Source organism: Streptomyces olivochromogenes (genome assembly GCF_021538895.1).
GTDB lineage: Bacteria > Actinomycetota > Actinomycetes > Streptomycetales > Streptomycetaceae > Streptomyces > Streptomyces olivochromogenes_A.
The window spans coordinates 14,895-32,771 of sequence record NZ_JADDRL010000104.1; the positions used below are offsets into that span (position 1 = coordinate 14,895).

The following is a 17,877-nucleotide window of genomic DNA, read 5'->3' on the forward strand; positions in this document are numbered from 1 at the left end:
CATGGGTGCGGGACACGCGCACAGGCTCTACCGGCACGGGCACTCCCCCGTGCACGCCCTGCCGCCGCACACCAAGCTGGCCGCCGTCTTCGCGTTCGTGGTGGTCGTGGTGTTGACCCCGCGCGAGGCGGTGTGGGCCTTCGGGCTGTACGCCGTGCTGCTCGCGTACGTGGCGTACCTCGCGCGCGTACCCGCGGGGTTCCTGCTCAAGCGGCTGCTGATCGAGGTGCCGTTCGTCGCGTTCGCGGTGCTCATGCCGTTCGTGGCGGAGGGCGAGCGGGTCGACGTCCTCGGCCTGTCGCTGAGCGTCAACGGCCTGTGGGGCGCCTGGAACGTGCTCGCCAAGGGCACCCTGGGCGTCGCCGCCTCCGTCCTGCTGGCCGCCACCACCGAACTGCGCGAACTCCTCCTCGGTCTGCAGCGGCTCAAGCTCCCGCCGCTGCTGGTGCAGATCGCGTCCTTCATGATCCGCTACGGAGACGTCATCACCGACGAGATGCGTCGGATGCGCATCGCGCGCGAGTCGCGCGGCTTCGAGGCGAGGGGCGTGCGCCACTGGGGCGTGCTCGCCAAGTCCGCCGGCGCGCTGTTCATCCGCTCCTACGAGCGCGGGGAGCGCGTGCACCTGGCCATGGTGAGCCGGGGGTACGCCGGTTCGATGCCGGTCATCGACGAGGTGACCGCGTCCCGGGCGCAGTGGTCGTACGCCCTCGCCCTCCCCTTCGCCGCCCTTGTCGTCTGTCTGCTGGGATGGGCCCTGTGACTGCTGCCGTGACCGATGTGTCCGCCGTGCCCGCCTCGCTGGCGGTCTCCGGCCTCGCCTTCGCCTACCCCGACGGCCATCAGGCCCTGTTCGGCGTGGACTTCTCCCTCGCGCGCGGGGAGCGCGTCGCGCTGCTCGGCCCGAACGGCGCCGGCAAGACGACGCTCGTGCTGCACCTCAACGGCATCCTGAGCGGCGGTGCCGGGACGGTGACCGTGGCCGGGCTGCCGGTCGGCAGGAAGCACATGGCCGAGATCCGGCAGAAGGTCGGCATCGTCTTCCAGGACCCGGACGACCAGCTGTTCATGCCGACCGTGCGCGAGGACGTGGCGTTCGGCCCGGCGGCCGCCGGGCTGAAGGGGGCCGCGCTTCAGGAGCGGGTGCGTACGGCCCTGGAGCGGGTCGGTATGCAGGACTTCGCCGAGCGACCGCCGCACCATCTGTCCTTCGGCCAGCGCCGCCGGGTCGCCGTCGCGACCGTGCTGGCGATGGAGCCGGAGATCCTCGTCCTGGACGAGCCCTCCTCCAACCTCGACCCGGCCTCCCGCCGTGAACTGGCCGACATCCTGCGCTCGTTGGACGTCACGGTCCTGATGGTCACGCACGACCTGCCGTACGCCCTGGAGCTGTGCCCGCGCTCGCTGATCCTGAGCGACGGCGTGATCGCCGCGGACGGTCCGACGGACGAACTGCTGTCCGACGACGCCCTGATGAGCGCCCACCGACTGGAGCTGCCCTTCGGCTTCGACCCGCGGTCCGTGTCCGCCAGGACCGGCCGTCCCTGACAATGGGCGCGTGACGAACGAGGGCCACGGGGACGACGCAGGCGCGGACACCCCGGCGGCCGGCTCCCCGCGCCTCGACGACCAGCTGTGCTTCGCGCTGTACGCCGCCCAGCGCGCCGTGACCGCCGCGTACCGCCCGCTCCTCGACGACCTCGGCCTCACCTACCCGCAGTACCTGGTGCTGCTCGTGCTCTGGGAGCGCGGCGAGACCACGGTGAAGGAGCTGGCGGCGGCCCTGCGGCTGGACTACGGCACGGTGTCACCGCTGCTCAAGCGGCTGGAGGCCGCGGGTTATGTACGCCGGGAGCGCGCCGAGCACGACGAGCGCTCGGTGCTCATCACGTACACCGGGCGCGCGGAGGAGCTGAGGGAGCGGGCGGCACGGGTGCCCGGCGCGCTGCTCACGGCGACGGGGCTCGGCGGGGCGGAGGTCGCGCGGTTGCGCGAGGAGTTGCGGCAGCTCGCGCAGCGGGCGGAGGCCGCGGCCGACCGCACACGCTGAACGCCACGGGCACCCGGTTACCCCCGGTCTCACCCCCTGACGTGGACCGCATCCTTACCGGTCGGTACCTTGTGCACGATGTACTTGCACGCACTTGTATTGCCTGCCGTCGCGTAACCCCCCGAGGGAGGTCCCGCCATGCTCGAAGGCCGCGCCGTCGACACCGCCGCCGACACCGACAGCGACACCGACACCGCCGCGATCGACACCCGTCCCACGAAGATCATGTACGTCGCCGAGGCGACCGCGCACGGCGGCCGGGACGGCTATGTGACCAGTCAGGACGGGCAGATCGACCTGAAGGTGGCGATGCCGCCGGAGCTGGGCGGCGACGGCAACGGCACCAACCCGGAGCAGCTGTTCGCCGCCGGCTACAGCTCCTGCTTCCACAACGCGCTGATCCTGGTCGGCAACCGCGCCGGCTACGACCTGACCGGCTCCACGGTCGCCGCGAAGGTCGGCATCGGCCCCAACAAGACGCGCGGCTACGGCCTCGCGGTCGCCCTCAGCGTCTCCCTCCCGGTCCTCGACGAGGAGGTCGCGGGCAAGCTGGTGGACGCGGCCCACGAGGTGTGCCCGTACTCCAACGCCACCCGAGGCAACATCGACGTAACGATCCTGCTCGGCTAGCGGCGCAGAGGAATCCCAGGCTCAGGGTGGTTGTTCCACCCACTGCCGAAGGCAAGTCGAAGGGAGCCGCGGGCGTGGACGTGAACGGCACAGTGGCCGAGGGCTTCGAGCCGGTCCGGGACGCGTTCGTGCGCAACTTCCAGCTGCTCGGCGAGCGGGGCGCGGCGGTCACCGTCTACCGGGAGGGCCGCCGGGTCGTCGACCTGTGGGGCGGCACCGAAGCCGTCGACGGCACCGGTCCCTGGCAGCGGGGCACCGCTCAGATCGTGCGCTCCGCGACCAAGGGCGTCGCCGCCGCCGTACCGCTGCTGCTGCACCAGCGCGGAGAGCTGGACCTGGACGCGCCGGTCGGTGCCTACTGGCCGGAGTACAAGACGGCGGGCAAGGAGCGCACGCGGGTGTGGCACCTGCTCGCGCACCGGGCCGGCGTCCCCGTCCTGGACCAGCCCCTCACTCCCGAGCAGGCCGCCGACCCCGACCTCGGCGCGCGGGCCGTCGCGACGCAGGCGCCCGCCTGGGAGCCGGGCACGGATCACGGCTACCACGCGCAGACGTACAGCTGGCTGACGGGTGAGCTGGTGCGCCGGGTCACCGGCCGGCCGATCGGCGAGTGGATCGCGAGCGAGATCGCCGGTCCGGCCGGGGCGGACCTGTGGCTCGGGCTGCCCGAGGCGGAGGCCGGGCGCGTCGGCCGGGTGGGCCCGATCGAGGCCCCGGCGGGCGGCGGGCTGAAGACCCGGCCCAAGCGGGCGGTCTCGGACGCCTACGCCGACCCCGAGTCGCTGACCCGCCGCGCCTTCGCCGCGATCACCCCGCTGCCCGACGAGAACGACCCCGCCTACCGCGCCGCCGTGCTACCCGCCTCCAACGGCATCGCCACGGCCGACGGGCTGGCCCGGTTCTACGCCGCGCTGATCGGCGAAGGCGACGGCGGCACACGGCTGTTCAGCCCCGAGACGGTGGAACTGGCCCGGGGCGAGCGGTCGGCGGGCCCGGACCGCGTGCTGGTCGTGGGCACGCGGTTCGGCCTCGGCTACATGCTGCACGGAGCGGCTTCCCCGCTCCTGTCCCCCGCCTCCTTCGGGCATCCCGGCCGGGGCGGCCCGCTCGGCTTCGCCGATCCCGAGTCGGGCATCGCCTTCGGCTATGTGACCAACGGCTTCCGCAAGAGCGTGACCGCGGACCCGCGGGCGCAGGCGCTGGTGCGCGCGGTCCGTACGGCCCTGGACGCGGGCGCGCGCTGAACCGCGTCACCGGCTCCGGCCGAACCCGCTCACACGTGGATCGGGTGCGAGATCCGCCCGGACTCCGCGTCTATCTCCCCGTGTGCCTTGGTCAGCAGTTGCATCGCCAGTTCGTTGAGCGCCCGCGCTCCGGCGATCTCCTCGCCGACCCGTGGCTGATTGGAGTCGGTGTGATGCCGGGTTGCATGCCCGTGCGCCCGTACCTCCGAGCTGTCGGGCAGCCGCACCAACGCGACCGCACGCGTGTGCTCGTCGTCCTCCTGGAACTCCAGCTCGACATGCCAGCCCACAGTGGTGTGCGTCATCTGGACCACCTCCGGAATTACTGCTTCCAGGGTGCGCCTCAGCGCCTCCGGCGTCACGTCGGCGGCCACGGTCGCCCGCGGCGATTTCAGGAGGCGGGTTCCTCGTCGAAGCTCGCGAAGTACGCGGCGGCCATGTCCTCGTCGGCGTGCCCCTGCGCGGCGGCCCGGGCGAACCGCTCGGCGGACGCGGCGGCGACGTCGAGGCGGACCCCGTGGGTCTCGCCGGCCCGGACGATCAGCCGCGCGTCCTTCTCGGCGGTGCCCACCGCGAACTGGGCCGGGGTCAGCCGACCGTCCAGGACGAGCCCCGCCTTGGCCCGCAGATAGCCCATGTCGAGCGGCCCGCCCGCGATGAGGTCGAAGAAGTCCTGCGGATCGACGCCGAGCGCCCGGGCGAGGGCGAGGACCTCGCCGGTGGCCGCGGTGGCCGCGAGGACCCAACTGTTGGCGACCAGCTTCAGCCGGGTGGCACCGGCCGCGGCCCCGTCGTCGCCGCTCCACACGGTGTGGGCGCCGACCGCCTCGAACACCGGCACGACCGCCGCCCGGCCCTCCTCGGGGCCCGCGGCCAGCACGGTCAGCTGCCCGGCCTCCGCGGGCTGCCGGGTGCCGAGCACCGGGGCGTCGTAGAAGACGAGCCCGTGCTCGTCGGCGAAGGCGGCCAGTTCGGCGACCGCCTCGATGCCCGCCGTCGTCGACTGCATCCAGGCGACGCCGGGGCGCAGCGCGGGAGCGGCCTCGCGCATGACCTGAAGGGTGACCGGGCCGTCGTACAGCATGGTCAGGACGACGTCGGCGCCCTGGACCGCCTCGGCGGGGCTGCCCGCGACAAGGGCGCCGTCGGCGGCCAGCGGCTCGGCCTTGGCGCGGCTGCGGTTCCAGGCGCGGACGGTGTGCCCGGCCTTCATGAGGTTGCGGGCCATCGCGGCCCCCATGATCCCGGTGCCCAGGACGCTCACGGTGAGCTTGTCTGTCATGACGTCAACTTCCTGATCCGTGCGGTCGGTACGGCGCTTCGGCGGGCCGCCCAGGCCATGTTCCCCCAGCCCGCCGTCCCGTACCGCTAACCGGCGTGCAGCATCAGCCCGATCCCCGCCACCAGGAGCCCCGCGGCGGCGATCCGCGGCGCACCGAACCGCTCCTTGAAGAACAGGGCGCCGATCGCCGCGCCGACCAGGATCGACGACTTGCGCGGCCAAGCGTCGGTAGCACTCGACCGCGAAGAAGCCGCGCCCCCTGCGGGAAGGATCTCCGTCTCGATGTTGCCGCAGGCTGTACCGAGGATTCATGGCGCGAGATACGAACGGGTGTACGAAATCCTCATATAGCCCCCTGAACAGCGAAGTTATTACCGCATGAGCAAGGATTGACTCACCATCATGGCCACGTCGTCGCGCAGGACCGCGTCGGCAGGAGATCTGCAAGGCGGCGTCGAAGGCCCGTGCCCCCGCTCTCTACCCGTCACGGTTTCCCGGCTGATCAAGTCCGGGCGGGCACGGTAGTCGGCCAGTTTGACGTGACTGGGCGTCTTTCCCATCGCCTCGTCGGCGGGCGAGGTACCAACGTCGGCCAGTGGCAAAGGCGCGCCGTGCCGTGCGTACGGCAGCGATCTGGGTGGCAATGTGGAGCTGGTGGTGCCAGGGGCTCTGGCCGCCGTGGCGTACCGACATGGCGTGCGCGAACGCCACAGCGTCGCGGTCGATGTACTGGTCCAAGTGCTCGAACCACGCCATGCTCGTACGCGAGGCCGCCTGCACCGGATGGAGTTCCACGCGGCGATGGCGGTCGTACTCCCGCAAGGCGTCCTCCACGTCAAGGTATTTCTGCAGGCTGTGTGCGAGGACGATCGCGTCGATGATCGCCAGTCTGGTGCCCGACCCCAGCGTGAAGTGGGTGGTGTGGGCAGCGTCGCCGACGAGCACCGTCGTGCCGTGGTACCAGGTCTCGTTGGTCACGTGCGCGAAGCGCTGCCAGTGCGCCGGCGCGCCCCGTGATCGACTGATCAAGCGGTGGCCGTCGAGTGCGCGCTTGAAGGTGTCCTCCAGCAGTCGCACTCCCTGGTCGCGGCCGAGCACGTCCAGTCCCAGACTGTGCCAGGTCTGCGGTGAGCATTCGACGATGCAGGTGCTGATTCCCGCGACCGAGGGGTAGGCGTGAAACCAGATCCATCCGGCGGACGTCTGCTCGAAGTTGAACACGAAGCCGCGGAACGCCTGGTCCGTGCCGAGCCAGACGTAGGGATTGAGACCGACTTCGATGCGAGTTCCGAACGCTGCGCTCTGCCCCCGGATCCCGCTGTTCGCACCGTCGGCGGCAACGAGAAGGTCCGCTTCGGGAAGCGTCGAGTGATCTGCAACGTGGTGGCCATACTGGACGTCGACGCCGAGCTGCGAGGCACGCCGGGCCAGGACGTCGAGCAATGCAGATCGGCTGATGCTGTATCCGTAACCCCCGAAGTGCGCCGTCTGCCCGCCGCCCGAGCCGTGCACACGCACCTCCTGGTCCTGCCACAGCACGGACCTGGCGGTGACCTCCCGCGCGCTTTCCGGATCGTTGCGATAGAGGACGTCCAACAGGTCGTCCCAGTACACGACGCCCCAGCCGTAGGTGGCCGCGGGCGGGTCACGGTCGTACACGGTGATCTCGTGCCCGGCATCGCGCAACTTGGCCGAGATCGCGAAGTACAGCCCCGCAGGCCCCGCACCGACGCACACGATCCTCACCGCTGCCCACCGCCCCGACTATCAGTCGGATGGGAGGCCTGTCGCTTCAGACGGGTCCGGATGCCCGAGGTGTCCGGGCATCCGGATTCGGCACTCACGAAACCGCCGAACGTTGATCGCGAGCTCACTGCGCTGGAGCGTCAGTAGCCGTGCCCACCACCGCCGTTCCCGCCACCGCCGCGGTCACCACCGCCGTTCCCGCCACCGCCATGGTCACCACCGCCGTACCCGCCACCGCCATGGTCACCACCGCCGTACCCGCCACCGCCGCGGTCTCCCCAACCCCAGCCGTCACCGGAGTGGCCGCGGTCTCCCCAGCCCCAGCCGCCACCGTAGAAGCAGCGGTCTCCCCAGCCCCAGCCCCAGCCCCAGCCGTAGAAGCAGCGATCTCCCAGGCCCTTGCTGTCGTGGGAGGGAGCCGAAGCAACATGGGACGACGAGGGGAAAGCGGCCGCGCTGGCAGCGCCGGCTCCGGCCGCGATGGCAAAGATGGGTGCTGTGCAGATCACAGCGGCTATCCGCCGCATCCTGCCCGTAGTTGCGCGCATGATGTCCCCCTTCCGGGGGTCGCAACAGGGTTCTCGGGCGCTCAGGGGAACGCCCATAGGCGCCAGATCCTGCGCGCGGGTCTGACGCGTGGTGATCCACCCGCCGGACCTGCTGAACCACGTCCCAGCATTTTCCAAGCAGGCTTGCGGATCCTACTATTGAGTACAAGACGGAGCATACAGTACGAAACGCACCGTTTCGTCAATATTAGGGCCACTTTCAGGGCAAAATCAACGGGGTGCCAATGGCTCACAAGGGAGACATGCCGTGGACACTCCCAGGCGGCAAGACGGCCGCCAGAGCGCTTTGGCTCCTGAGTACGCCGCCCAGCCCGACCACATCGCGCCTGACTCGCGTCGGCGACGCCGGGAATCTCACGAAGCCGTGCTCCGAGCCACGAAAGACCTCCTCAGCGAGGTCGGATACCAGCGGCTAACCTTCGAAGGCATCGCCCGGCGGGCCGGAGTCAGCAAGGCCACCATCTATCGGTGGTGGCCGAACAAGGCCGCACTCGTGATCGAGGCCCTCAGCGGGGAAGTCCCCCTGCCTGCCATCCACGAGACCGGCGACCTCGAAGCCGACCTCCGCACGGCCGTCCGTCTCACCATCGAGCTCGTCTCCGCCATGCCCACTTGCCTGATCCTCCCGGCGCTGCTCGCCGACGTGATCGAGGATCCCACCGGCACCGGAGCCTTCGCCGAGCTCATCGAACCCCGCCGCGCGTCGGTCGTGAAGCTGTTGGAGCGGGCCCGCCTCGAAGGCCGGTTGCCGCCGGACACCGATACCTCACTGATGGTCGACATCTACTCCGGAACCGTCGTGTACCTGGCCGCGGTGAACCGCATACCGCCGGGCGAGGCGGTGGTGGGCCAGCTTGTCAGCCTCCTGTTGCACGGCCACCTCCCGGTCTCGAAGGGACCCGCCCCCGCAGACCGGGAAGAATCACCAGGCGCGTGAGTAGGCCGCGCAGAAGTCGCCTCCTGCTGGGACGCTCCCTGTCGATGGCGCCGTAGGCCGAACCGAGCACGCACGGGGAGGGGCGACGCCGCAGTCAACGGGATGCCCTCATCCAGCGCCCTGACCTGCGAAGTTATTACTGCTTGAACGGGGGTTGACCGACGACTCCCGCAGGGCCGCGATCGGCGCCGGCTCGGCCCGGGTCTGCGCCCACAGCACGAGCCCGTACGCGCAGACCGACAGGACGGCGCCGAACAGTCCGAGCAGGGCGAACGGCCGCAGGCGGGCGGCGGTCTCGCCGCGCCAGCGGCCGACGGCGTACGCCGGGATCGCCACGCCCTGGATCACCATCAGCCAGGCGGTGTACCCGACGGGGGAGCCCGAGGCGCGGACGCCGAGTCCGTCGACGACGGTGTACGCGGCGATGGACAGCCCCGTCGCCAGGGCGGCCCCGATCGCGGCCCAGTCGGGCCGGCGCCCGCGCAGCCCCCACAGCGCGACACCGGTGATGCCGGCACAGGTCAGCGCGACCCCGGCGGCCCCCCAGCGGTCGGGCACCTCGTGGGCGAAGACGGCCGCGAACACGGTGAAGATCAGGGACTTGCAGATCTGGCTCAGCTCGCAGCCGACGGCCGCCGCGGCCTCGGCCGCGGTACGGGTCGCGTCCGGGAAGCGCCGGATCCGGGAGTGGAGTTCGCCGAGGCCCAGTTCTTCCAGCGCGGCGGCGAACCGGGGGTGGGCTCCGGAGCCCTCGTCATCGGCGTCAGTGGCGGCTGTCGTCGTCATGCCCGGCACGCTAGCGGTACGGATACGAGGCGGGCGAACGGGTTTACCACGGGAAAGTGGCCGGTGAGGGCGCCCCGTCCCCACGGATCCCTCACCGGCCGGTCCTTCGGCAAAAGCGGCGCGTCAGGCGCGCACCAGCTCCCGGTCCACGTCCCCGTCCCGGGGCCGGTCCTCGTCCCGCGTACGCAGGCCCTCGCCCTCCACATCGACGTTGGGCAGGGCGCGGTCCAGCCACTTCGGCAGCCACCAGGCCTTCTTGCCGAGCAGCGCGAGCACCGCCGGGACGATCGCCATCCGGACGATGAAGGCGTCGAAGAACACCGCGACCGCCAGGCCGAAGCCGATCATCTTGATCATCGACTCGCTGGAGCCGATGAAGCCGGAGAAGACCGCGATCATGATCACCGCGGCGGCGGTCACCACCCGGGCGCCGTGCTTGAAGCCGGTCACCACGGCCTGGCTCGGCTTCTCCCCGTGGACGTACGCCTCCCGCATCCGGGTCACGAGGAACACCTCGTAGTCCATGGCGAGACCGAAGACCACGCCGACCATGAAGATCGGCATCATCGACATGATCGGTCCGGTCTCATCGACGCCCATGAGGCCGGACAGCCAGCCCCATTGGAAGACCGCGACCACGGCGCCGAGGGCCGCCATCACGCTGAGCAGGAAGCCGAGGGCCGCCTTCAGGGGGACCAGGATCGAGCGGAAGACCAGGATCAGGAGGAGGAAGGCCAGGCCGACGACCAGCGCCAGGTACGGGACGAGCGCGTCGTTCAGCTTCTGCGACGTGTCGATGTTCATCGCCGTCGTGCCGGTGACCAGGACCTGCGCGTCCGTGTCGGCCTTGATGTCCGCGCCCTTGTCGCGGATCGCGTGCACCAGGTCCTCGGTGGTCGTCGAGGACGGCTTGGACTTCGGGATCACGGTGATCGTCGCGGTGTCGCCGGCCTCGTTGGGCGCGGCCGGGGTCACCGTGACGACGTCCTTGAGGCCCTTGATCTCCTTGCCGACCTCCTTGAAGGCGGTCTTGGGGTGGTCGCTGCCCTTGGCGTCGACCACGACCATGAGGGGGCCGTTGAACCCGGGGCCGAAGCCGTCGGAGAGCAGGTCGTAGGCGCGGCGCTGCGTGGTCGACGTCGGCTGGGAGCCGTCGTCGGGCAGTCCCAGTTCGAGCGAGGCGGCGGGGACGGCCGCGGCACCGAGGCCGACGACGCCCAGCAGCAGGACGGCGACCGGGCGGCGCACGACGAAGCTCGCCCAGCGGGTGCCCATGTTCGGACGGCCGGCCTTGTGGGGGTGCTTGGCCTTGCGGCCGCCGCCCAGCAGCTTGCTCTTCTCGCCCGCCGGGCGCACCTTGCGGCCCGCGTAGCCGAGCAGCGCCGGGATGAGGGTGAGCGCGATGAGGACCGCGATGGCGACCGTGCCCGCGGCGGCCACGCCCATCTTGGTCAGCATCGGGATGTTGACCACGGACAGGCCGACCAGGGCGATCACCACGGTCAGGCCCGCGAAGACGACCGCTGAGCCCGCCGTGCCGGCGGCCCGCCCGGCCGCTTCCTCGCGCTCGCGGCCCTCGGCCAGTTCGGCGCGGTAGCGGGAGACGATGAACAGCGCGTAGTCGATGCCGACGGCGAGGCCGATCATCGAGGCCAGGGTGGAGGTGGTGGTGCCCAGGTCCAGCGCGCTGGCGAGCGCGGCGATGGTGGAGACGCCGATGCCGACGCCGATGAGGGCGGTGACCAGCGGCAGTCCGGCCGCGAGCAGCGAGCCGAAGGTGATGACGAGGACGACCGCGGCGATGGCGATGCCGATGACCTCGGTGGCGCCGGTCTCGGGCGCGGCGGTCAGCGCGTCACCGCCGACCTCGACGGTCAGCCCGGCGCCCCGCGCGTGCTGCGCGGCCTCCTTGAGGGCGTCCCGCGTGGAGTCCTCCAGCTCCATGCCGGAGACCTTGTACCGCACCGAGGCGTAGGCGACCGTGCCGTCCTTGCTGACGGCCCTGGTCTTGTAGGGGTCGTCGACCTTGGCGACCTCGGAGCCGTCCTTCAGCTCCGCGACCGTCTTCTTCACGATCTTCTTGTTGGCGGCGGCCGTCATCTTCTCGCCGCTCGGCGCCTTGAAGACGACACGTGCGGTGGCGCCGTCGGCGGTCGTGCCGGGGAAGCGCTGTTCCAGCAGATCGAAGGCCTTCTGGGACTCCGTGCCGGGAACGGAGAAGGAACTGTTGCCGGCCGCGGGCGCACTCGCCGCGCCGACGCCGGCCAGCGTCAGCAGCGCCACCCATATGAGGGCGACGAAGTGCCGTCGCCGGAAGGCGAGTCGGCCCAGTTTGTAGAGGAACGTGGCCACGAGGGCGTACTCCCGATCAGTCGTGGGGTGTTCAGGGCAGGGGTGATCAACCCCGTGGGTGGCAGGGGTGACCGGCCCGACGACGTGAGCGGTGACGTCAGGTGGGGCTGGTGGGGCTGCGGGGAAGTGTCAGTGAGTGGGGGCGCCGAGGGCGGGGAGCACAACGGCGTCGATGTACGACAGCAGGAACGCCTGTGTCGGCGGCTGCTCGTCGATCAGGGTGCGGGCGGCGAACCCGCCGATCATCATGTGCATCACGTAGTCGATCGCGGGGTTGTCCGCATGGATCTCGCCCCGGTCGATCGCCCGTTGCAGCACGGTCCGGAACTCCGCCATCTCCGGCTCGATCAGGTGCTCCCGGAACGCCTTCAGGAGGTCCGGGTTTCCGTGGATCGCCATGGCCAGACCCCGCATCAGCGCGGAGTTCTGTTCCATCTCGCAGTCGTCCGACCGCAGGGTGAGGGCGTGCAGATCGCCCTTGAGCGACCCGGTGTCGACCTCGTCGGCGGAGCCGCCCGGCTTGCTGTGCCGCACCGCCTTCGCCACCAGTTCGGCCTTGCCGCCCCACTGGCGGTAGAGCGTGGCCTTGCTGGACCGCGTGCGGGCGGCCACGGCGTCCATGGTCAGGGCGTCGTAGCCGACCTCGCGGAGCAGGTCGAGCACGGCCTCGTACAACTCGGCCTCGCGCTCCGGCGTGATACGACTGCGGCGCGCTGTCGCGACCTCGGTCATCTCTCCCACCTTCCCGCTTCGACGTTCTGCATCGAACGACACCGTTTCGTACGACACGAATGTAGCGCAGCCCCCTGCGAAACGAAACAGTTTCGTACGTGTCCTGAGTCACGCCGTACCGAGGCGCCCGGACCTGTCACGAGTTGCTCCACTCCATCCCCGGGAAAAGCATGGGTAGGTGAGCTATCTGCGCATGCCGCATCTCAGCGGCGAACAGCTGTGCTTCGTGGCGGAGGACGATCTCTGGCTGGCCCCCCTCGACGCCCCGGGCCGCGCCTCGCGGCTCACCGTGGACCGCGCCAAGACCGGCCACCCCCGCTTCTCCCCCGACGGCAGCCACATCGCGTACACGAGCTGGCGCAGCCTCGCGCCCGAGATCCACCTGGTCGGCGTGGACGGCGGGCCCGGGCAGCGGCTGACGTACTGGGGAAGCGCCGACACCCGGGTCTGCGGCTGGACCCCGGACGGCGAGATCCTCGCCGTCGCCTCCCACGGCCAGCCCTTCTCGTACTTCACCTGGGCCTACAAGGTCGCCACCGACGGCGACCCCGGCCGCAAGCTCCCCTGGGGACCGGTCTCCGACATCCAGGTCGCCGACCTCGACGAGGGGCACCGGACCCTGCTCCTGACCGGCACCCCGCCGCACGAACCCGCCTCCTGGAAGCGCTACCGCGGCGGCGCCATGGGCCGGTTGTGGCTGCACGGGCAGCGGCTGCTGGAGGGCATCGGCGGCCACCTGGACTCCCCCATGTTCGTCGGCGGCCGGATCGCCTTCCTCTCCGACCACGAGGGCGTCGGCAACCTCTACTCCTGCGCGTACGACGGCACCGACCTGCGCCGCCACACCGACCACGACGCCTTCTACGCCCGGCACGCCGCCGGCGACGGCACCCGGATCGTGTACCAGTGCGCGGGCGACCTGTGGCTCGTGGACGACCTGGCGCCGGACGCGGTGCCGCACAAGCTCGACGTGCGCCTGTCCGGCCCGCGCGCGGGGCGCCGCCGCTACCAGGTGCCGGCCGCCCAGCACGTGGGCGGCCTCTCGGTCGACGAGACCGGACGCGCCAGCGCCGTCGTCGTGCGCGGCAGCCTGTACTGGCTCACCCACCGCGACGGCCCCGCCCGCACCCTCACGGACACGCCCGGCGTCCGCGTCCGGCTGCCGGAGATGCTCGGCTCGACCGGGCAGGTCGCCTACGTCACCGACGCCGAGGGCGAGGACGCGATCGAGATCGCCTGCCTGCCCCGGGCCACCGGTGACCGCCCGCCGCGCCGGCTGGCCTCCGGCGAGCTCGGCCGGGTCCTGGAACTGGTGTCGGACCCGCTGGGCGAGCGCCTCGCCATCGCCGCGCACGACGGCCGGCTGCTGCTGCTCGACGCGACCGAGGACTCGGGCGGCGAGGTCACCGAGCTGATCCATTCCCTCAACGGGCCCGTGCGGGACCTGGCCTTCGCGCCGGACGGCTCCTGGCTGACCTGGTCGCACCCGGGGATCGGCCGCACGCTGCGGCAGATCAAGCTGGCCCGGATCAAGGACCGGCTGATCGTCGACGTCACCAACGGCCGCTTCGAGGACGAGAACCCGGTGTTCACCCGGGACGGCCGCTATCTGGCGTTCCTGTCCTGGCGCGGCTTCGACCCGGTGTACGACGTGCACACCGGCGACCTGTCCTTCCCGCTCGGCTGCCGCCCCTACCTCGTCCCGCTGTCCTCGGCCACCCCCTCCCCGTTCGCCCTGAACCCGGAGGGCCGGCCGGCCGCCGGGGGCCTGGATCCCCTGGAGGACGAGGACACCGGCGACAGCAGCGCGGTGACCGTGGAGACCGAGGGACTGGAGAACAGGGTCACCCCGTTCCCGGTCTCGGCCTCCAAGTACTCGGGGCTGCACCCGGTCAACGGCGGCGGCCTGGTCTGGCTGCGCTGGCCGATCTCGGGGGCGCTGGGCGAGACGTTCGCGAACCCCAGCGACCCCAGTGAGCGCCCCACCCTGGAGTACTTCAACCTCACCAAGGCGAAGAAGTCCGAACTCGTGGCCCACCTGGACTGGTTCAGGGTCAGCGGCGACGGGACCCGGCTGGTGGTCATGGACGAGGGCGACCTGCGGGCCGTGCCCTCCACCGAGTCCGGCGACAGCGACACGACCACCTGGATCGACCTGCGCCGGATCCTGCACTGGGTGGACCCGCCCGCCGAATGGCGCCAGGCCTACGACGAGGCCGGCCGCCTCATCCGGGCCTACTTCTGGGATCCCGGGATGTGCGGCATCGACTGGGACGCGGTCCTCGACCAGTACCGGCCACTGGTCGAACGGGTCGCCTCCCCCGACGAGTTCGCCGACCTGCTGCGCGAGGTGCTCGGCGAGCTGGGCACCTCCCACGCCTATGTCACCGCCGCCCGCCGCAACGAGGGCCCGCCCAGCTACCAGCGCTACCAGGGCCTGCTCGGCGCCAACCTCGTGTGCCGGGACGGCGGCTGGGTCGTCCGGCGGATCCTGCCCGGCGACTCCTCCGACTCCAAGGCCCGCTCCCCGCTGGCCGGTACCGGCATCCGCGAGGGCGCGGTGCTCACCCACGTGGACGGCCGGCCGGTGGATCCGGTGACGGGACCGTATCCGCTGCTCGCCGGCTCCGGCGGTACGACCGTGGAGCTGACGTTCGTACCGGCGGAGGGGGAGGCCGGGCGGGCGCGGCGGGTCGCGGTGCTCCCGCTGATCGACGAGCGGCCGCTGCGCTACCAGGACTGGGTGGCCAAACGCCGCGCGGTGGTCCGGGAGTTGAGCGGCGGCCGGTGCGGCTATCTGCACATCCCCGACATGGGCGGCTCGGGCTGGGCCCAGTTCAACCGCGACGTGCGCATGGAGGTGTCCCGGCCCGCGCTGATCGTGGACGTGCGCGGCAACGCGGGCGGGCACATCAGCGAGCTGGTCATCGAGAAGCTGACGCGGGTCATCCTCGGCTGGGACCTGACGCGCAACGCCCAGCCGGTGTCGTACACCTCGAACGCGCCCCGCGGCCCGATCGTCGCCCTCGCGGACGAGGCCACCTCCTCCGACGGCGACATGATCACGGCGGCCTTCAAGCTGCTCAAGCTCGGTCCGGTCGTCGGCCAGCGCACCTGGGGCGGCGTGGTCGGGATGACCGGGCGGCACCGGCTGGGCGACGGCACGGTGATCACGGTGCCGATGAACGCGGCCTGGTTCGACGCGTACGGCTGGTCCGTGGAGAACCACGGTGTCGCCCCCGACCTGGACATCCTGCGCACCCCGCTGGACTGGGCGGAGGGCCGCCATGTCGAGATGGACGACGCGGTGCAGCTGGCCCTGGACCTGCTGACCACGAATCCGGCGGCGACCCCGCCCGACCTGAGCGACGTACCGGACCGCTCCCGGCCGAAGCTGCCGCCGCGGGCGTAGCGAGGACCGGGAAAGACACGGACGGACAGGGAAAAGGGTGCCCCTCGTCAGGGGCACCCTTTCCGGCCGACGGCCTACCGCACTGCGTCAGGCGTCATAGTCCTGGTCGAGGCGGTCGCGCATCTCCATGTCCGTGTCCTCGCTCGGCTGGTGGGCACGGTCACGCGGCTGCTGGCCACGCTGCGGCTGCTGCTGACCCCGCTGGGGCTGCTGCTGGGCGCGCTGGCCGGCCTTCTCGCGGGCCTGGCCCGCCTTCTGCTTGCCCTGGTCCTGGTGCTGGTCCTTCATACCCATGAGGGTTCACTCCCGTGGTGGGTGGGGGAAACGGCCCCGGGATCGGCCCCGCGACGGGGCCCTGTGGGGCCTCGACCAGATTCACACGGCCGGACACGCTCCGCATGTCGATCAGTCACGGTGCGTAGCACGCGCCTGTTCGTCGGCCTCTCCGCCCGCACCGACCAGCCCCGTGCGCATGCCGCGCAGCCGCGGCGCGAACCGCCGCATCTCGCGCCCGCCCACCGTCCCGATGAGCCCCGGCAGATACCCGCGCACCCCCTGCATGCCGCGCAGCCACCGCTGCCCGTACACATGGCTGGAGCGGCGCTCGATCCCGGCGACGATCCGGTCCACCGCCGGGCCCAGCGGATAGGTCTTGTTGGCCGGCCAGGGCAGCCGCTGCCGCAGCTCCCGCATGACGTCGTCCTGGTCGGCTCCGCGCACCATGTCCGTGTCGGTCCACGACAGATACGCGACGCCGACGCGCACGCCCTCGTGGGCGACCTCGGCGCGCAGGCAGTGCGCGTACGCCTCCACGCCCGACTTGGACGCGCAGTACGCCGTCATCATCGGCGCCGGGGTGATCGCGGCGAGCGAGGCGACCTGCAGCAGATAGCCGCGGCTCTCGGTGAGCACCGGCAGGAAGGCGCGGGCGGTCACCGCCGAGCCGATCAGGTTGACCTCGATCACCCGCCGCCAGGCCTGCGGATCGGAGTCGACGAACGGACCGCCGTTCGCCACACCGGCGTTGGCGACGACGATGTCGACCTTGCCGAAGCGCTCCTTGACCTCGTGCGCCACCCGGGTCATCGCCTCGTGGTCGGTGACGTCGGCGTACCAGTGGTCGCTCTCACTATGGAGCCGCCCGGAGACCTCCTTGAGCGCGTCCGCCTCCAGACCGACCAGCGCCAGCTTGGCGCCGCGCGCGGAGAGTTTGCGGGCGAGCAGCTCACCGACACCGCGCGCGGCTCCGGTGACGACCACTACCTGTCCTTCGAGGCCGACCCTGCTCATGCGCCCTCCTTGATGTGTGCGTACGTGGTGACGAGTTCCCGGATCTTCCCGGTGACCAACTCGGGTGCCTCCACCGGTGTCATGTGGCCGAGCCCGGGAAGCTCGGTCATGCCGACGCACGCCGGAAGCGCGGCGACGAGCGCCCGCGCGTGCACCGGTGGCGTGAGCCGGTCGGCGGTGCCGACGAGGACCGCCGTCGGCACCGTCAACTCCCGTACGTTCTGGTCGAGGTCGAGCCGCTCCAGCACCTTCGACCAGGCGTGCCGCACGGTGCGCGGGCAGGCGTGCACGATCCGCGCGCAGGCCTCGACCATGTGCGGGGCGGAACCGGCGCCCATCGTGGCGTACTTGAGGATCCGCTTGGCGATAGGCGTGACCGGACCGAGCGGGGCGGGCGACCCGAGAACGCGCGCGGTGAGCCAGGTGCGCAGGCGGCCGGCGCGCAGCGGCACCACGCGGGACTCCGCGACGAGCCGCGAACTGCCCGTGCTGCACAGCAGGACGGCCACCGCGTGTTCCCGGAACCGGGGGCGCGCGGAGGCGGCCATCACCGTCATCCCGCCCATGGAGTGCCCCACGACGACGGCCTTCTCGCCGGGCGCGAGCGTGTGGGCGAGCACCGCCTCCAGGTCGTCCGCGAGCGCCTCGGTGGTACAGGCGGGGCTCGCCGGGCTGCGCCCGTGGCCCCTCTGGTCGTACGCGATGACCCGGTGGTCCGCGGCCAGGTCCCGGATCTGCGCCGCCCAGAAGGCGGTCGAGCAGGTCCAGCCGTGGGCGAGGACGACGGGGGGCGCGTCCTTCGGGCCGTGCACCTCGACGTGCAGGCGCGCGCCGTCGGCGGAGACCG

General features: G+C 71.5%; 17 protein-coding genes and 1 pseudogene. 7 read left to right on the forward strand and 11 right to left on the reverse strand.

Annotation, left to right across the window (positions count from 1 at the left end; translation table 11 throughout):
• Nucleotide 1 precedes the first annotated feature (1 nt).
• The 5 genes from cbiQ (at nucleotide 2) to IPZ69_RS36180 (ending at nucleotide 3,924) form a co-directional block, all read left to right on the forward strand.
• Complete coding sequence (gene cbiQ / locus IPZ69_RS36160) at nucleotides 2-763, forward strand: cobalt ECF transporter T component CbiQ (protein ID WP_235458933.1); 762 nt, start codon at nucleotides 2-4, stop codon at nucleotides 761-763.
• Nucleotides 751-1,548, forward strand: a complete 798-nt coding sequence (locus IPZ69_RS36165; RefSeq protein WP_235458934.1) for an energy-coupling factor ABC transporter ATP-binding protein — start codon at nucleotides 751-753, stop codon at nucleotides 1,546-1,548. Before cbiQ ends, IPZ69_RS36165 begins: the two co-directional genes overlap by 13 nt.
• Before the next feature lie 10 nt (nucleotides 1,549-1,558).
• A complete protein-coding gene (locus tag IPZ69_RS36170; protein ID WP_374295038.1) occupies nucleotides 1,559-2,050 on the forward strand; it encodes a MarR family winged helix-turn-helix transcriptional regulator in 492 nt (163 codons plus the stop codon).
• Between the two features lie 138 nt (nucleotides 2,051-2,188).
• A complete protein-coding gene (locus IPZ69_RS36175; protein WP_308407578.1) occupies nucleotides 2,189-2,680 on the forward strand; it encodes an organic hydroperoxide resistance protein in 492 nt (163 codons plus the stop codon).
• Between the two features lie 74 nt (nucleotides 2,681-2,754).
• Nucleotides 2,755-3,924 (forward strand): serine hydrolase domain-containing protein, encoded by a 1,170-nt coding sequence (locus IPZ69_RS36180; protein ID WP_235458935.1) that lies wholly within the window; start codon nucleotides 2,755-2,757, stop codon nucleotides 3,922-3,924.
• A gap of 29 nt (nucleotides 3,925-3,953) precedes the next feature.
• On the opposite strand, the gene IPZ69_RS36185 is transcribed toward IPZ69_RS36180, so the two are convergent.
• The 5 genes and pseudogenes from IPZ69_RS36185 to IPZ69_RS36205 form a co-directional block, all read right to left on the reverse strand.
• Nucleotides 3,954-4,229 (reverse strand): DUF1876 domain-containing protein, encoded by a 276-nt coding sequence (locus IPZ69_RS36185; protein ID WP_235458936.1) that lies wholly within the window; start codon nucleotides 4,227-4,229, stop codon nucleotides 3,954-3,956.
• An 86-nt stretch (nucleotides 4,230-4,315) separates the two neighbouring features.
• A complete protein-coding gene (locus tag IPZ69_RS36190) occupies nucleotides 4,316-5,206 on the reverse strand; it encodes an NAD(P)-dependent oxidoreductase (protein ID WP_235458937.1) in 891 nt (296 codons plus the stop codon).
• A gap of 86 nt (nucleotides 5,207-5,292) precedes the next feature.
• Nucleotides 5,293-5,421: pseudogene (locus IPZ69_RS36195) on the reverse strand (EamA family transporter); the annotation flags it as partial.
• 262 nt (nucleotides 5,422-5,683) lie between these two features.
• Nucleotides 5,684-6,952 (reverse strand): FAD-dependent monooxygenase, encoded by a 1,269-nt coding sequence (locus IPZ69_RS36200; protein WP_235458938.1) that lies wholly within the window; start codon nucleotides 6,950-6,952, stop codon nucleotides 5,684-5,686.
• Nucleotides 6,953-7,076: 124 nt separating this feature from the next.
• Nucleotides 7,077-7,217, reverse strand: coding sequence for a hypothetical protein (locus IPZ69_RS36205; protein ID WP_235458939.1), 141 nt, complete (start codon nucleotides 7,215-7,217; stop codon nucleotides 7,077-7,079).
• 668 nt (nucleotides 7,218-7,885) lie between these two features.
• On the opposite strand from IPZ69_RS36205, the gene IPZ69_RS36210 reads away from it, so the two are divergent.
• Complete coding sequence (locus IPZ69_RS36210; protein ID WP_235458940.1) at nucleotides 7,886-8,458, forward strand: TetR/AcrR family transcriptional regulator; 573 nt, start codon at nucleotides 7,886-7,888, stop codon at nucleotides 8,456-8,458.
• A 108-nt stretch (nucleotides 8,459-8,566) separates the two neighbouring features.
• Here the strand turns inward: IPZ69_RS36210 and IPZ69_RS36215 are convergent, their stop codons facing one another.
• The 3 genes from IPZ69_RS36215 to IPZ69_RS36225 form a co-directional block, all read right to left on the reverse strand.
• Nucleotides 8,567-9,244: an EamA family transporter gene (locus IPZ69_RS36215; RefSeq protein WP_235458941.1), complete on the reverse strand. Its 678-nt coding sequence runs from the start codon at nucleotides 9,242-9,244 to the stop codon at nucleotides 8,567-8,569.
• A 123-nt stretch (nucleotides 9,245-9,367) separates the two neighbouring features.
• Nucleotides 9,368-11,596: an MMPL family transporter gene (locus IPZ69_RS36220; RefSeq protein WP_235458942.1), complete on the reverse strand. Its 2,229-nt coding sequence runs from the start codon at nucleotides 11,594-11,596 to the stop codon at nucleotides 9,368-9,370.
• Nucleotides 11,597-11,725: 129 nt separating this feature from the next.
• Nucleotides 11,726-12,328: a TetR/AcrR family transcriptional regulator gene (locus tag IPZ69_RS36225; RefSeq protein WP_235458943.1), complete on the reverse strand. Its 603-nt coding sequence runs from the start codon at nucleotides 12,326-12,328 to the stop codon at nucleotides 11,726-11,728.
• A gap of 178 nt (nucleotides 12,329-12,506) precedes the next feature.
• Between IPZ69_RS36225 and IPZ69_RS36230 the strand changes: the two genes are divergently transcribed.
• Nucleotides 12,507-15,740 carry a S41 family peptidase gene (locus IPZ69_RS36230; protein ID WP_235458944.1) on the forward strand — a complete coding sequence of 1,078 codons (3,234 nt, stop codon included), beginning with the start codon at nucleotides 12,507-12,509 and terminating at the stop codon, nucleotides 15,738-15,740.
• Between the two features lie 87 nt (nucleotides 15,741-15,827).
• Here the strand turns inward: IPZ69_RS36230 and IPZ69_RS36235 are convergent, their stop codons facing one another.
• From IPZ69_RS36235 to IPZ69_RS36245, 3 genes are all read right to left on the reverse strand, one after another.
• Nucleotides 15,828-16,028 (reverse strand): hypothetical protein, encoded by a 201-nt coding sequence (locus IPZ69_RS36235; protein ID WP_235458945.1) that lies wholly within the window; start codon nucleotides 16,026-16,028, stop codon nucleotides 15,828-15,830.
• Between the two features lie 117 nt (nucleotides 16,029-16,145).
• Nucleotides 16,146-17,030 (reverse strand): SDR family oxidoreductase, encoded by an 885-nt coding sequence (locus IPZ69_RS36240; RefSeq protein WP_235458946.1) that lies wholly within the window; start codon nucleotides 17,028-17,030, stop codon nucleotides 16,146-16,148.
• The coding region (locus IPZ69_RS36245; RefSeq protein ID WP_235458947.1) for an alpha/beta fold hydrolase at nucleotides 17,027-17,877 on the reverse strand (851 nt) is incomplete at its 5' end. The genes IPZ69_RS36240 and IPZ69_RS36245, both read right to left, overlap by 4 nt.

Coding starts and splice junctions, on each gene's coding strand:
- cbiQ (WP_235458933.1), top strand. CDS start 2: ATGGGTGCGGGACACGCGCACAGGCTCTACCGGCACGGGCACTCCCCC.
- IPZ69_RS36165 (WP_235458934.1), top strand. CDS start 751: ATGGGCCCTGTGACTGCTGCCGTGACCGATGTGTCCGCCGTGCCCGCC.
- IPZ69_RS36175 (WP_308407578.1), top strand. CDS start 2,189: ATGCTCGAAGGCCGCGCCGTCGACACCGCCGCCGACACCGACAGCGAC.
- IPZ69_RS36185 (WP_235458936.1), bottom strand. CDS start 4,229: ATGACGCACACCACTGTGGGCTGGCATGTCGAGCTGGAGTTCCAGGAG.
- IPZ69_RS36190 (WP_235458937.1), bottom strand. CDS start 5,206: ATGACAGACAAGCTCACCGTGAGCGTCCTGGGCACCGGGATCATGGGG.
- IPZ69_RS36215 (WP_235458941.1), bottom strand. CDS start 9,244: ATGACGACGACAGCCGCCACTGACGCCGATGACGAGGGCTCCGGAGCC.
- IPZ69_RS36225 (WP_235458943.1), bottom strand. CDS start 12,328: ATGACCGAGGTCGCGACAGCGCGCCGCAGTCGTATCACGCCGGAGCGC.
- IPZ69_RS36235 (WP_235458945.1), bottom strand. CDS start 16,028: ATGAAGGACCAGCACCAGGACCAGGGCAAGCAGAAGGCGGGCCAGGCC.
- IPZ69_RS36240 (WP_235458946.1), bottom strand. CDS start 17,030: ATGAGCAGGGTCGGCCTCGAAGGACAGGTAGTGGTCGTCACCGGAGCC.